The sequence below is a fragment of the Amycolatopsis sp. NPDC003861 genome (assembly GCF_053605405.1).
Window position 1 is genome coordinate 1 of the sequence record NZ_JBSGJD010000040.1, and the last position, 14,731, is coordinate 14,731.

Genomic DNA, 14,731 nt, shown 5'->3' on the forward strand with positions numbered 1-14,731 from the left:
ATGGCCGTGACGAGCACGGCCTGACCGGGTGCGGGAGCCGCGTCAGGGCCGGGGCAGCGTGCAGCCGGCCTGGGTGAGCGCGATTTCGTTGGCCGGGGTCAGGCACGCGGGAATGCCGTAGGTCTCCTGGCCGTAGTTCGTCTTGTAGTGCACGGTGACGTTCCCGGCCTGGTCGACCTCGCACGGGTTGTTGTCCGTGCAGCGCTGGCCGTCTTCGTTGCCGGTGTTGTTCACGCCGACGACCTTGCCGCCGGAGACGATCGGCGAACCGGAGGTCCCGCCGATGGTCTGGCAGGCGGACGTGTAGCGGATCGAGTCCTTCCAGGTCCAGCTGCCCTCCTTCAACCGGTAGACGAAACCGTCGATGTTGCAGGAGTAGATGCGCTTCCAGTACCCCGAGACGACGTCGATCGCGGCGCCGGCCGACGGGTGCGCGTTCGACAGTTCCAGCGGCGAGATCCCGTAGCTCGCCTTGATCTGCGCGTAGGTGGTGGTGAGCTGGTAGAGCGACACGTCGGTGTCGGTCATCGTGCCGTAGACGATCTTCTTGGCCCGGAGCGTCGCCTTGTTGCTGCCGCTGGCGCTGAGCAGCGTGAACGTCCGGCTGGAGGTGCGGTTGGTGATCACCTGGCCCGGCGCCGGGAAACCGGTTTCGAGGCAGTGCCCGTTGGACATCACGAGCGCGGGCGCGGTGTCGGGCGTCGCGGCGGGCTTGACCACCGATCCCGAGCAGTTGGACAGGGCCACGGTGCCGGCGAAGTTCGCCGCGGCCGCGTTCGCCGGTGTGACCCCCAGCAATACTGTGGCGGTCGCGGCGGTGAACAGGGCGCCGAGCAGGCGTCGGGTCATGGCGGGTCCTTTCGGCTGGACGGGGAAACCAGTGAAGCGGTGACATCCCCGCGCCCACCACCGTCGAACGGAGGGTATCCGGACGGTCACGCGCTAGGCTGCGCGGGACGTGGCCGAAATCACGTGGCAGGTAACTTGGGGAAACATCGTCGAGGTCAGCGGCGATGCGCTGGGCACAGGACCGGCGGCGTGTTGGGCCACCTCCGCGCCGTCCGGCCGGGAACAGCGTGCACACTGGCAGGTCGAGACACGGGCCCTGGCAGGGACGTGGTGCAGTCCCGCGGCGGCGGGACGAGATGAGCGGAGAGCAGGACAGCGTGGCAGGAGCACGGACCAAGAAGAACGGAGCCGCGGCGGGCAACGGCGCCGGGCACCGGCGGCTGGTCATCGTCGAGTCGCCGACGAAGGCCCGCAAGATCGCGCCCTACCTCGGCGGCGGATACGTCGTCGAGTCCTCCGTCGGGCACATCCGCGACCTGCCGCGCGGTGCCGCCGACGTCCCCGCCCAGTACAAGGGCGAGGCGTGGGCGCGGCTCGGCGTCGACGTCGACAACGGCTTCAAGGCCCTCTACGTGGTGACCCCGGACAAGAAGTCCAAGGTCACCGAGCTCAAGGGCCTGCTGAAGGACGTCGACGAGCTCTACCTCGCCACGGACCCCGACCGCGAGGGCGAGGCCATCGCGTGGCACCTCCTCGAGACGCTCAAGCCGAAGGTCCCGGTCCGCCGGATGGTCTTCCACGAGGTCACCGAGCAGGCCATCCGCGCGGCCGCCGACTCGACCCGCGAGCTGGACGCCGACCTCGTCGACGCGCAGGAGACCCGCCGCATCCTCGACCGCCTCTACGGCTACGAGGTCTCGCCGGTGCTGTGGAAGAAGGTCATGCCGAAGCTGTCGGCGGGCCGCGTGCAGTCGGTGGCGACCCGGATCGTGGTCGAGCGCGAGCGCGAGCGCATGCGCTTCACCTCGGCGTCGTACTGGGACATCTCGGCGACGATGGACGCCGGTGAAGAAGCTTCGCCGCGGAACTTCCCGGCGCGGCTGGTCGCCGTCGACGGCGCGCGCCTGGCGACGGGCCGCGACTTCGGCTCGGACGGGCAGCTCAAGGCGTCGAACACCGAGGTCCGCGTGCTGGCGGAGGCCGACGCGCGGCGCCTGGCCGAAGCGCTGAAGCAGCGTGACTTCAAGGTCGCGAGCGTCGAAGAGAAGCCGTACACGCGCAAGCCGTACGCGCCCTTCATGACGTCGACGCTGCAGCAGGAGGCCGGCCGCAAGATGCGGTTCACCTCCGAGCGCACCATGCGGATCGCGCAGAAGCTGTACGAGAACGGCTACATCACCTATATGCGTACCGACTCCACGACGCTGTCGGAGTCGGCGATCTCGGCCGCGCGCAGCCAGGCCACGCAGCTGTACGGCAAGGAGTACGTCTCGCCGACGCCGCGCCAGTACACGCGCAAGGTCAAGAACGCGCAGGAGGCCCACGAGGCGATCCGGCCGTCGGGCGAGGTCTTCCGCACGCCGGGGCAGGTCGCGGGCGAGCTGGACACCGACGAGTTCCGGCTCTACGAGATGATCTGGCAGCGCACGATCGCGTCGCAGATGGCGGACGCCAAGGGCACCACGATGTCCGTGCGCATCGTCGGCAACGCGACCTCGGGCGAGGAGTGCACCTTCGCCGCTTCGGGCCGCACGATCACCTTCGCGGGCTTCCTGAAGGCGTATGTCGAAGCGGTCGACACCGAGACCGGTGGCGAAGCCGACGACAAGCAGAGCCGCCTGCCGGTGCTGGAGAAGGACCAGGCGCTGACGGCGTCCGAGCTGAACCCGGACGGCCACACCACCTCGCCGCCGGCGCGGTACTCGGAGCCGAGCCTGGTCAGCAAGCTGGAAGAGCTGGGCATCGGCCGCCCGTCGACGTACGCGTCGATCATCAAGACGATCCAGGATCGCGGCTACGTTTGGAAGAAGGGCTCCGCGCTCGTCCCGTCGTGGGTCGCGTTCGCCGTGATCGGCCTGATGGAACGGCACTTCGAGCGGCTGGTCGACTACGACTTCACGGCCGGCATGGAGGACGAGCTCGACCGCATCGCGGCCGGCGATGAGCAGCGCGCGCAGTGGTTGTCGAAGTTCTACTTCGGCGGCGACATGGGTGTCGACGGCTCGATCGGCCGTCTCGGCGGGCTGAAGAAGCTGGTCGAGGGCAGCGTCGAGGACATCGACGCGCGCGAGATCAACTCGATCCCGCTGTTCAGCGACGCCGACGGTCACACGGTCGTGGTCCGCGTCGGGCGCTACGGGCCGTACCTCGAGCGCGAGGTCAACGGCGAGTCGCAGCGCGCGAACCTGCCCGAGGACCTGCCGCCGGACGAGCTCTCGCAGGAGATCGCGGAGAAGCTGTTCGCGACCCCGCAAGAAGGCCGCACGCTGGGCACCGACCCGGTGAGCGGGCACGACATCGTCGCGAAGGAAGGCCGCTTCGGGCCGTACGTGACCGAGGTGCTGCCGGAGATCGAGATCCCCGAGGACGCCACGGCCGCGCAGAAGAAGGCGTTGAAGGCGAAGGCGCCGAAGCCGCGCACGGGCTCGCTGTTCAAGTCGATGGACATCGAGAACATCACGCTGGACGACGCGCTGAAGCTGCTCTCGCTGCCGCGCGTGGTCGGCAAGGACCCGGAGTCCGGTGACGAGATCACGGCGCAGAACGGGCGCTACGGGCCGTACCTGAAGAAGGGCACGGACTCGCGGTCGCTCTCGACCGAGGACCAGCTCTTCTCGATCACGCTCGAAGAGGCGCTGAAGATCTACTCGGAGCCGAAGCAGCGTGGGCGGTCCGCCACCGCGAAGCCGCCGCTCAAGGAGCTCGGCGACGACCCGGTGTCGGGCAAGCCGATGGTGGTCAAGGACGGCCGGTTCGGCCCGTACGTGACCGATGGCGAGTACAACGCGACGCTGCGGAAGGGCGACGAAATCGAGTCGCTGACCGCGGAACGGGCGGCCGAGCTGCTGGCGGAGAAGCGGGCCAAGGGTCCGGCGCCGAAGCGGAAGGCGCCCGCGCGCAAGCCGGCTTCGACGACGGCGAAGACGGTCAAGGCGGGCACGACCAAGAAGGCGACCACGGCCAAGCGCTCGAGCTCGACCGCGACGAAGGCCAAGTGAGACCCGAGGGCCTCCTCCTGCGGGGAGGCCCTCGGCGTCACACCTTCAGGTGACACCTCGAACGGATGTTCGGGAAATTGTCGGTGGTCCCGGGTTTCCTGAACGCGTGACCAGCACACCACGCACCGTGCACACGGTGACCACCAAGATCCTGAAGCCGGTCCGGGCGGCGGCCGCCGGTAGTTCCACCGCCCTGGACCTGATGGAGGCGCTGCCCGAGTTCCCGGGCAGCGGCGGCGTCTGCGGCGTGGCCGTCGCGATGTCCGAGGAGCCGTGGACGTCGGCGTTCTTCGACGACCGGACCGCGTTCGGCGTCGCCGGGGACGGGTTGAGCCTGTCCGGGCCCTCGCCGGGCGGCGTCGCGAAGCTGCTGCGGCTGGCATTGACGCGCCTGCCGCCGTTGCCGCCGGCGCCGGGCGAGGGGCTGTACCTCGAGGCTGACGAGCGCGGGGTGCTCGAACCCGAGCAGGAGTGCCTCGTCCTCGATTTGATGGACGACCTGCGGCGGACCCGGCGTGGCACCGTCCAGTTCGACATCCACCGCGACGGCTCACCGCCGCAGTGGGAGATGCTCGCGTTCGTCGACGACGACCGCGGCCGGCACCTGGCGGCCTTGGAGAGACCCAGGGGTGGCCACCGCCGGCTCTGGTGGCTGCCCGGGACCGTGGAGAGGCTCGCCGAGTTCGTCGAAGGGCGGGTGCCGGAGCATGGCTGAGCCGCTCGCCGACCGCTCACCGACCGATGTCACCCTCTCGAACATATGTGCGAGAAATTGTCGGTGCCAGGGTGTTCAATCGAGGGGTGAGCAACGCAGTCGCCGTCTTCGACGTCATCGACGAGGTCATCGCCCCGCTGTCGGCCGAGGTGCCGGAGCGGCCCTCGGTGATGGAGTTCTACGACCCCGAGTTCGAGATCCCGCCGGTGCTGGCGGACACCGGACCGCTGCCGGGGCGTCGCTCCGCGCCCGCGTCGAGCCTCGCGGACGAGGTGGAGCAGTACACGCGCTTCGTGGCGGGGATGGCCGCGATCGGCCTCGCCCCGGGCGGCGAGGTCACGGCGGAGGCGGTCGGCCTGTACCGGGCCCTGCGCGGCGGCTTCATCCGCGGCGTGGTCACCGGCGTCTTCCCGGCGCGGGCCAAGCCGTGGGAGGTCCGCTTCTTCGGCGACGAGGACTACACGACGGTCCTGCACAAGCTGGGCAACCGCGCGCGGCTGCGGTCGGGCTTCCTCAGCGAGCTGCCGGGCTGGGTGTTCGACGGCCTGCCCGACCGCCCACCAGGGCCGGGCGAGCACGTGCGCATCGAGACGGACGAGCGCGGCCTGATCCCGCGGCACTGCGAGAGGGCGGTCGAGCTGATCCGCCAGTCCGCGGCCCGCCCGAGGCTGGGCACGGTCCTGGTCGACCTGGCGGTGCGCAACGCCATCCTGGCCGAATACCCGCACGGCGCGTTCGGCCTGGTGGACAACGACCTGGGCCGCTACCAGTTCAGCGCAGCAGTGGCCAGAAGCGGCCGCTGGACGGTGACGTGGGGTCCAGCCTCGCGCAGAACGGCGGAGCAGTGGATCGTCGAGGCGGTGCAGAGCCATGCATGAGCAAAGGGAGGTCCGCAAGACGGCAGGCGAGGGAGTGGACAGGGTGGTAGCGGCGGCCTCGAAGGACCTGACGGTCCGAGAGGCAATCCTCGCGGCAGCCGAGCTGAACAACGGCATCCCAGAGCAACGCCCCTCAGCCGACCCAGCCCCAACCCCGCCCATCTCAAGCGACCCGGCCGGCTCGGATCACGCGGCAGGCGCTGGTGGCGCGAGTCGCCCGGTCGGCTCGGCCGGCCCGCCCGGCTCGCCTGGCGCAGCCGGCCAGGTTGGCGCGAGTGGTCCGGCTGGCTCGGGTGGCTCGGCCTGCGCAGGCGGCCCACGTAGCCGGGCTGGCGCGAGCGGCTCGGCAAGCGCGGCTCGCCCACCCGGTCCAACTGCCGGGCCCGGTGTCCGTGCAAGCGAGAGGCGGCGGCATGGCTGAGCGCACAGCGGCCCGAGAGCTGCTCGAGCTGGCGGCCGGCCCGGTGCTGGCGGCCATGCCGGACCGTGAGCCGGTCGATCGGCTGTACAACCCGGACGTCAGCGACCACGACATCCTGGTCCACGGCCCGGTGTCGGACGACCCGGCGGACCTGGTGGCCGAGGTCGAGCGCCACATGGCCTGGGCCGCCTGGATCGACGGCACCCCGTTCGGCGCGAACGGCGAGCTCAACGAGATCGGCTTCGAGGTGGTCTCGCTGATGCTGCGCGGCTCAGTCCGCGCGGCCCTGTGCGGCGTGTTCGACGACGGCCCGGAGACGGCGGACATCCGCTGCTACGCCGACGGCGAGCGCGCCTTCATGATGGGCTCGCTCCCCGGCCGCACGGCGATCCACCTGGCCGACTTCGAGGAACTGCCGGAGATGCTGGTGGCCGAGCTACCGGACGTCCCGTTCGGCGCTTCCCCGAGAGCAATCTGGGTCTCGGTCGACGACGACGGCCTGGTCCACGACGGCCAAGACGACGACATAGGAGCAATGCGAGAGCTCCTGGCCCGCCCGAGATCGGGAACGGCGGTCCTGGACATGCTGGCCTTCGGAGGCCTGTGCGCGGAGTTCCCCGACCACGGTTTCGTCCTGGTCGACACGGACCTGGGCCGCTTCGCCCTGGCCGCGCTCGACCGAGGAGAGGGCCGCCGCCAGCTGGTCCTGAGCCCCTTCAGCCGCGGCATGCTCCGCGACTGGTGCCGCAAGATGATCGACCTCGGACAGGAGGAGACCCCCTGAGCAAAGGCCGCAGGTAGGGCAGAAGCGGCAGGGCCGGCCCCCGGTCGGCTCGCCCCGGTGGGCCACCCAGCCCACACCGACCCAGCCCAGCCCCGCCCGCCCGCCCTGCCCCAGCCGCCCCGCCCCAGCCCAGCGGGCCCGCCCGGCCCAGCCGCCCGGCCCAGCCCGCCCGACCCAACCCAGGGAGCGCTTCCGCCAACCAAACCCCGCACCTAAACCCAACCCCGAACTGGCCACCCGAAGGCCAGCCCCTGGCCACCACCCCAACCCGCCACTGTGACCCGATTCACTACGATCTGTCACCAACAGCGGTCGACCTGGTGACCGTCGGACTGGACACTTCAGGAGGTTCGGGTGCGGGCTTGCGCTGCGTGACCGACCATCCACTGGAGACAGAGCCATTGGGCGGATGCGTTATCCGCCAGCGTCGCTACCCTGGAAAGGCGAGGACATTCAGTAGTGAGGTGGTCACCATGAGCGCGAACGGTGAGGCTCCCTTCTTCAATGCCCCCGAGCTCACTCAGCGCGACGGCACACTGTCCGAAGCACCTGGCGAGATGTTCGCGGACCCGGTCTCCGGGCTGGTCACGGCGTCGCCCGAGCCGCGCACCGCGGTCCCGAATGGCCACGAGCCCATCGCCATCCCGGTGGCCGGGCCGGTGCAGCCGGACGAGGAAGCCGTGCGGCGGATGGTCGAGGAGACGCTCCGCGAGGACAAGGCGCCCGAGGCGGTCCCGCCGGCCGGAACCTTGAACCAGGGCCAGCCGTTGGGCCTGCTCCCGAGGCAGCGAACACGGCGGCGCACCTGGCCGACGAGGCCGCCGCAGATCATGCGGCCCGTGCGGCAGGAGCCGCTGGCCGATGAAGACCTCGACGACGTCGAGCTCGTGCCCGTCAAGCGGCGGCGGCTGCCGAGGATGCCTTCGGTGTCGATGCCGGCGTTCAACCGGCCGTCGTCGAGCGCGGCCGGGGTCATGCTCGCCGTCGCCTTGCTGATCGTGTTCGGGTTCGTCGCCATCGAGATGGTTTCGAGCCTGGTCAGCAGCGTGACGGGGCTGTTCGACTAGCGCCCTCGCCCGCCTCGCACCACGGGGCCGTCCCGCGCACCAGACGCCGATCGGGCTACCCTGGCTTCACGGTCGGGTCCCTCCCGGCACCGCGGTGACTAGTGGGGTGGGCGTATCAGCGAGGGCGTGCGATCGGTACCCGGGGCCGGCCCGGGTGCGTCGTCGGGCGCCGAGGCGTCCACGATCAACCGGGTCCGGCGGGTACTGGCGATCAAACCGTTCCGGCGCCTCTGGGGCGTCACGTACCTGTGCAGCGTGGCCGACTGGCTGAACATCCTGGCCCTCACCGGCCTGGCCACGAAGCTCACCGACAACTACTTCGCGCAGAACTTCGCCTTCGTCGGCGTCGTCCTGACCGGCCTGGCGCCGGGGCTGCTGTTCGCCCCGGTCGGCGGGCTGCTCGCGGACCGGTTCGACCGCCGCAAGGTCATGGTCGTCGCCGACCTGCTGCGGTGCGGCTTCCTGCTGTCCATCGCGATCGTCAGCGCGCCCTGGTGGCTGCTCGCCGGCAACTTCCTCGTCGGCTGCGCCTCCAGCATGTGGATCCCCTCGAAAGAGGCCGCGGTCCCGAACCTGCTCCGCCGGCCCGACCAGGTCGAGACGGCCAACCAGCTCGGCATGGTGATGACCTACGGCCTCGCCGTCATCACCGCGGCCGGCGCGAACGCGGTCATCACCGGCGTCAACACGACGTTCCACCTGTTCCCCGGCGACCCGAGCCTCAACATCGCCAAACTGGTCGTCATCATCACCGGCCTGCTCTACCTGGCGAGCGCGATCCTCATCGCCACGCGGATCCCCGAACTCTCGCTGCGCAACGTCCACGCGACACCGGAGCAGAAGGTCAAGCAGGCCGACGAGGAAAAGCTCGGCATCGGCGCGATGATCGCCGACGGCTTCCGGTTCATCCGCAGCACACCACTCGTGCGCGGGCTGCTGGTGGGCGCGTTCGGCGCGTTCGTCGCCGGCGGCGCCGTGATCGGTTCGGCCAAGCCGTACTCCTCCAGCCTGGGGGCCGGTGACTCCGCGTTCAGCCTGCTCGTCCTCGCCGTCTTCCTCGGCCTCGCCACCGGCATGGTCTTCGCGCCCAAGCTCGCCCGCCGGCTCCCGCACGACCGGCTGTTCGGCCTCTCTATCGTCGCGGCCGCGATCTCGCTCGCCCTCGTGGCGCTGTCCCCGCACCTGACCATCTCGCTGATCACTGTGGTGCTGGTCGGCATCTGCGCCGGCACCGCGTTCCTGACCGGCGTGACGATCATCGGCTCACGCGTCGAGGACGCCATCCGTGGCCGGATCAACGCGATCTACCAGCTGATGATGAAGCTGGTGCTGTTCGGCACCACGGTCACCGTGCCGCTGCTCGTCGGCGCGGTGCAGCGGAACACGATCACCGTCTGGGGCAACCCGCTCACCATCGACGGCACGCGCCCGGTGATGCTCGGCGGCGCCACGATCGCGCTGGTCGCCGGGCTCTTCGCCTACCGGCAGATGGACGACAAGCGCACCGAGCCGATCCTCGCCGACCTGCGCAACGCGCTGCGCCGCTCGCCGCGGCGCGTCAACGGCTTCCTCATCGCCGTCGAGGGCACCACCGCGATCAACACCGCCATCCAAGCCGTCAACCTCGCCGACTGGATGCGCGGCGGCACCCGGCCGGTCGTCGTCGCCGCCGACCCCGCGCTCGACGACCAGCGGCTCACCGCGCTCGTCTCCGGCGCCTCGCTCACCGGCGCGCGCGCCCAGGCGCTGGCCGCCGCCGCGGTGCGGGCCGACATCGTGGAGCGGCACGTCCAGCCCGCGCTGGACGCCGGCTCGGTGGTCGTGATGGAGCGGTTCGTCGACTCGCCGCTGGCGCACCTGTCCGCCGTCGCCGGGCTCGACAGCGACGAGCTCGAAGGCCTCGCCGACTGGGCGACCGGCCGGCTGCGCCCGGACCTGACCATCCTGCTGGACGCCGCCCCGAACGGGGCCCCGCGCGACAAGTCGGCCGCGATGAACGACCAGTGGCGCGTCCAGCACCTGCTCACCGAGATGGCCGCGGCCGACCCGGACCGGTACGTCGTGATCGATGCCGACGGTACCGACGTCGAGGTCGCCGAGCGCATCCGCACCGCGCTGCGCGCCGTGTTCGTCGGACGGCTGGCCGCGCTGGCGCCGACGACGGAGAAGCCGGTGACGCTCCCGCTGGACACCCTCCCCATCGAGACCCCGGAAGAGCCTCGCGTGGAGGCGAAGTGACGACGACCGAACGCATCGGCGTCTGGAACCAGCTGGTCGGCCAGGAACCCGCGGTCGAAACGCTGAGCGCGGCCGCTTCGGCCGCCGCCAAGATCGTCGCCGGCGAACCGGCGCCGCCCGGCGCGATGACGCACGCCTGGCTGCTCACCGGCCCGCCCGGCTCCGGCCGCTCGGTCGCCGCGCGGACGTTCGCCGCGGCCCTGCAGTGCAGCACCGGCACCGGCTGCGACGCCTGCCCCGGCTGTCACACGACGATGGCGGGCACGCACGCCGACGTCCGGCTCGTGGTGCCGGAAGGCCTGTCGATCTCGGTCGCCGAGATGCGCGCGCTGGTCCAGGCGGCTGCGCGGCGCCCGACGACCGGCAACTGGCAGGTCGTGATCATCGAGGACGCGGACAGGCTCACCGAAGGCGCGTCGAACGCCCTGCTGAAGGCCGTCGAGGAGCCGCCGGACCGCACGGTGTTCCTGCTGTGCGCACCGTCGGACCACCCCGAAGACGTCTCGGTGACGATCCGCTCGCGCTGCCGCCTGGTGACGCTCCGGACGCCGCCGCCGGAGGCGATCGCGGACGTGCTGATGCGCCGCGACCACGTCGACGCCGAACGCGCGCAGTGGGCCGCTTCGGTGTGCGGCGGCCACGTCGGCCGCGCGCGCCGGCTCGCCACCGACGAGGCCGCGCGGCAGCGCCGGGCCACCGTGCTGCGGATCCCGCTCGGCCTCCGCCGGATGAGCGACGTCTTCACCTGCGCCGACCAGCTGATCAGCGCGGCCGAGGCGGACGCGGGCGAGGCCAGCAAGGCCCGCGACGAGGACGAGCGCAACGAGCTGCGGACAGCGATGGGCGGTGACGGCGTCGGCAAGGGCGTCGCGGGCGCCAAGCGAGCCGCCGAAGCCGCGGTCAAGCAGCTGGAGAAGAAGCAGAAGTCCCGCGCGACCCGAACCCAGCGCGACACGCTCGACCTCGCGCTGGTCGACCTCGCCGGCTTCTACCGCGACGTCCTGGTGACGGCGACCCACTCCGGCGCGACGCTCAACCACCCGGACCACGCCGACCAGATCCGCGAAGCAGCGTCGTCGTGGACGACGGAGTCGACGCTGCGCCGGCTCGAAGCCGTGCTGGAGTGCCGCGAGGCGATCGAGCTGAACGTGAAGCCGCGCATCGCCGTCGAGGCGATGGTCACGACGCTTCGCCAGGGCTGAACACGAAGGAGCCCGCCAGGCGTACCTGGCGGGCTCCTTCAGACCCCTCGGGTCACTCGCGCGGACGCGGCGAGGGTTTGAACGGCTTCTCTTCGCCGGCCACGGCCAGCGGGCGCCGCCGTCCGCCCGGCATCGCGGCCACCATGACCACGCCGAGCAGCAGCATCGCGGTGCCCGTCCAGAACAGCGGCACGGTGTCGTACGCGCCGCCGGTGTAGGCCAGGTTCTTCACCGGCCCCTTCGGCGCCTCACCACCCGCGGGCGGCGGTGTCGACGCCGTCCCGCAGATCACGCCGCCGGTCGGCGCGTAGGCCCGGGCGATCTGCTCGCCGAGCGAGAGCTGGGCCAGCGACGACGGCAGGTTCTTCGCCTGGTCGTCCGGCAGCAGGCTCTTGAGCTTGGTCGTCGGCAGCAGCTGCAGGTCGAACATCCGCGCCGAAGCGCCCAGCTGGAACCCCTTGAACGGCGTGGTCATGTTCGCCGACTTCTGGTCCAGCCCGGCGATGCTCAGCCGCAGCACGCCGAGGTCGAGCACGGTGCCCGCGGTGGTTCCCACCTGCTGGACCGGACCTTCGAGAGGCGCCAGGAGCCCGCCGACAACGGGCAGATCCTTGAGCTTGCCGAACTGGTCGCTCAGCGGCTTCAGCGGCAGCCCGATCGGGATGTCCTTGGTCGGGTGCGCCGCGTCGAGCGTGTAGAGCGTCTTCCCGCCGGCGGCGATGGTCAGGACCGGCGCGGTGTACTCGACCTTGGACGTCTTCGCGTCGCCGGTGGAGGTCACCTTGAGCGTCGGCTGGCTGGCGACCTTGATGCTCAGCGCCAACGGCGTGCCCTTGAGGATTTCGATGTCCGCGGCCTGCAGCGTTGATGTCGACTGGACGGCCTTGTTCTTCGACCCCGGGATGTCGACCAGCTTCACCTGCGACCGCGACGACAGCGTGTTCGGCAGGCTCAGCAGCGAGCCGTTGCCGTCCGCGGCCGTCTGCCCGCCGCCCTGCAGCAGGCCGCCGAGGCTCTGCAGGCCCTTGGTCAGGTCGAACCCGCTCGCCAGCGAGCTCGGGTCGAGCTTCGGCTTCAGCGCGTCCAGGCCGAGGTTCGGCATCGACGGCACGACGTTCAGGAGCGACAGGCTGGCCACCGACGTGCTGGCGTCGGCGATGGTGTCGACGCACGGGCCGAGCGAGTCGCTCCACCGCGCGTGCGCGCTCCCGTTGAGCAGGCCCACGTTCAGCAGCGGGTTCGACGGCGCGTTGAGGCCACCGGTGATCGGCTGCGGGTTGTCGGGCAAGGCCGTCTGCACGACACTACCGGGCGTCTGCGGCGCGTTTCCGCCGATGGACAGCCCGAACGGCGAGGCCTGCGCGATGGCTTTCTCGTAGCTCAGGTAGGCGTCCGAGTTCGCCGACGCGCTCGACAGGCCCATCCCGGCCTCGAGCGCGGACTGCTTCGGCAGCGTCTGCCCGAACCCGGGGAGAATGGTGCTGGTGGGCACGGCGTTGGGCAGCAGCCGGATGATCCCGAGAGCGGTCCCGGCATCCCCGACGGCCTGCCCCAGCGGCTGCGGCCCGATCGGCGCGGAGATGGGCGCCTGCCCCGGATGCGCCGGCTGCGGAATCGGCGTCGTCGGATAGGTCGGATCGGCCATCGCCGGCGCCGCGCTGAGCAGGAGCAACGCAGCAGCCGCAGGCAGGGCCGCCGAGCGGGGCAGTCTTCGCCGCATGTGCCAGAGCCTCCAAGTGGGGTCGGCCGGGGAGTGAGACCGGCGTCATAGGGCCTTAACGACGATCCCCCCGGAAAGTGACGCGCACAGCTTCCGCTACACTTGTCGACGTCGCCAGCGGAAGCCGGAGACACGCCGCCTTAGCTCAGTCGGCCAGAGCGATTCACTCGTAATGAATAGGTCGGGGGTTCGATTCCCCCAGGCGGCTCCGCAGGTCAGGCCCCATCCGAGACACCTCGGATGGGGCCTGTCTCGTCTGATGGGTGACTAGGTGGGTGACTAAGACGTCTGGTCGGTGAGGGAAGAAACTTCCGGAGGTTCACCCATCGTGGGGAAGCGGGTCCATCGCGGTCGTCTGAACGCGGCTACGGCCGGGCCTACCGATGGCTTGCACTCGAACGCCCGTGCTGTGTGCCTCCGAGTTTGCCATCAAAATGCCGTCGAAGTGTGCCCCGGAGTAGGGGCGCAGGGCTTCAGTGTCGACATCGGTTCTCATGGGGCTGTGACGGGCGCGGATGCCCTGGCGGTCGTGCGCGACGCGGCGTCACCCCGCATGTTTGCCGGGCTTGACTAGGAGTACGCTCCTCGGCCAGGTACCCGGTGGCGAAAGTCACTCAGAGAGGAGTGTGGTGACGTTCGCCACAAAATCCTTGAAGGTCTGGCCAACGCCAGCTACTGGGTGCTGAGATTGGAACCGCTCGCGCGGGAAACCATGGCAGGAGGCCTGGGCGAGCGGAAGTGACAAGACTGAATAAGGAGAATCCGATGAGCGGGCCCCGCTCTTCGGGAGGTGCTGCCGTTAACTCGGCAGAGCCCCCGCGCGACAACTGTCGCCTTTCTGTTCGTGTCGTTGCGGCATTGGGCGCACTCGGAATTTCGCTTGGCACACGAGTCGTGCCCGCGTTGCGAGAAATTCCCGATTATGTGCACGTGGCGCTGGACGTGATTGCGTTCACGGCTTTGCTGATGCTCGTCAGCGGTGAACTCAGGCGGCGGGCTTGGAAACGGTTGCGCCCCTGGCTTGGCCGCAAGCTGGGGGACATCCTGTGGTCCGGAAGTGAAGACGGGCGTCCCGAAGACCGGCCGCCGGACAACTGATGTCAGGTCAGGACTCCTCGGTCGAGCGCTCCCGTAAAGCGCTCGACCGAGGTGGCGGCGGAAAAGAAGGCGAACACGAAGAATTTGACGCGTTCTTCACCGAGTTCTACCCTCGCCTCGTTCAGTACGGGGCTCGGCTTGGTCTTTCGAGCGAAGATGCTGTCGAAATCGCGCAAGAGACAATGCTAGCTACTTATCAAAGGTGGGATAGCGTTCTGCATTCGCCTGTTGCGTTTGCCTATCGCGTGTTCCGTAATCGCACTGTGGACTATTGGCGCAGCCGGGCACGTCGCCGGGATGTTGTCTACCATCTCGACGATGTTCTCGAACCAGAGCCGGCGCCTTCTGCTGAAGATCTAGCTCTTAGCGGGAGGGCATTCGTGCTTGACGCTCTTCGGGGACTCCCGCCTCAGCAGAGAATGATCATGGCTTTTTTGCTGGATGACCTCAGCGTGCAGCAGATCGCCGAGACGCTGGAGATGAACGAGTCCACGGTTCGTTCGCATGCTCGCCATGCCAGAAAACGTCTGGCTAGGGCGCTGTCTGAGTGGCGGATGACAGAGGGTGCTGGCAAAGCCGAGAACTTGTGAGCTGAGTCACA

11 protein-coding genes and 1 tRNA gene are annotated in these 14,731 nt (G+C 69.9%); 10 read left to right on the forward strand and 2 right to left on the reverse strand.

All coding sequences use genetic code 11. The features are described from left to right. Positions 1–42: 42 nt before the first annotated feature. Positions 43–849: a S1 family peptidase gene (locus ACWEVN_RS13130; RefSeq protein ID WP_449684706.1), complete on the reverse strand. Its 807-nt coding sequence runs from the start codon at positions 847–849 to the stop codon at positions 43–45. Positions 850–1,145: 296 nt separating this feature from the next. Here ACWEVN_RS13130 and topA point away from each other — a divergent pair, with 296 nt between their 5' ends. The 7 genes from topA to ACWEVN_RS13165 all read left to right on the forward strand — a co-directional run bounded on the left by topA (position 1,146) and on the right by ACWEVN_RS13165 (position 11,312). Beyond that, positions 1,146–4,007: a type I DNA topoisomerase gene (topA, locus tag ACWEVN_RS13135; RefSeq protein WP_449684707.1), complete on the forward strand. Its 2,862-nt coding sequence runs from the start codon at positions 1,146–1,148 to the stop codon at positions 4,005–4,007. Between the two features lie 106 nt (positions 4,008–4,113). After that, complete coding sequence (locus ACWEVN_RS13140) at positions 4,114–4,722, forward strand: hypothetical protein (protein ID WP_452051364.1); 609 nt, start codon at positions 4,114–4,116, stop codon at positions 4,720–4,722. 86 nt (positions 4,723–4,808) lie between these two features. Beyond that, positions 4,809–5,600, forward strand: a complete 792-nt coding sequence (locus tag ACWEVN_RS13145; RefSeq protein WP_452051365.1) for an ESX secretion-associated protein EspG — start codon at positions 4,809–4,811, stop codon at positions 5,598–5,600. A gap of 413 nt (positions 5,601–6,013) precedes the next feature. Beyond that, a complete protein-coding gene (locus ACWEVN_RS13150; RefSeq protein WP_452051366.1) occupies positions 6,014–6,805 on the forward strand; it encodes a hypothetical protein in 792 nt (263 codons plus the stop codon). A 473-nt stretch (positions 6,806–7,278) separates the two neighbouring features. Beyond that, positions 7,279–7,872 carry a hypothetical protein gene (locus ACWEVN_RS13155; protein ID WP_449684711.1) on the forward strand — a complete coding sequence of 198 codons (594 nt, stop codon included), beginning with the start codon at positions 7,279–7,281 and terminating at the stop codon, positions 7,870–7,872. Positions 7,873–7,998: 126 nt separating this feature from the next. After that, a complete protein-coding gene (locus ACWEVN_RS13160) occupies positions 7,999–10,110 on the forward strand; it encodes a bifunctional MFS transporter/dTMP kinase (RefSeq protein ID WP_449684712.1) in 2,112 nt (703 codons plus the stop codon). Then, entirely contained in the window at positions 10,107–11,312 is a 1,206-nt protein-coding gene (locus tag ACWEVN_RS13165; protein WP_449684713.1) for a DNA polymerase III subunit delta', read from the forward strand. Before ACWEVN_RS13160 ends, ACWEVN_RS13165 begins: the two co-directional genes overlap by 4 nt. 52 nt (positions 11,313–11,364) lie before the next feature. Here ACWEVN_RS13165 and ACWEVN_RS13170 read toward each other — a convergent pair whose 3' ends face one another. After that, positions 11,365–13,032 (reverse strand): hypothetical protein, encoded by a 1,668-nt coding sequence (locus tag ACWEVN_RS13170; RefSeq protein ID WP_452051367.1) that lies wholly within the window; start codon positions 13,030–13,032, stop codon positions 11,365–11,367. A 134-nt stretch (positions 13,033–13,166) separates the two neighbouring features. Between ACWEVN_RS13170 and ACWEVN_RS13175 the strand changes: the two genes are divergently transcribed. The 3 genes from ACWEVN_RS13175 to ACWEVN_RS13185 all read left to right on the forward strand — a co-directional run bounded on the left by ACWEVN_RS13175 (position 13,167) and on the right by ACWEVN_RS13185 (position 14,720). After that, positions 13,167–13,240 (forward strand) — tRNA-Thr (locus ACWEVN_RS13175). 722 nt (positions 13,241–13,962) lie between these two features. Then, on the forward strand, positions 13,963–14,130 hold the full coding sequence (locus ACWEVN_RS13180; protein WP_452051368.1) for a hypothetical protein: 168 nt from the start codon (positions 13,963–13,965) through the stop codon (positions 14,128–14,130). After that, entirely contained in the window at positions 14,130–14,720 is a 591-nt protein-coding gene (locus tag ACWEVN_RS13185) for an RNA polymerase sigma factor (protein WP_452051369.1), read from the forward strand. The genes ACWEVN_RS13180 and ACWEVN_RS13185 overlap by 1 nt, the downstream gene beginning before the upstream one ends. Positions 14,721–14,731: the final 11 nt, after the last annotated feature.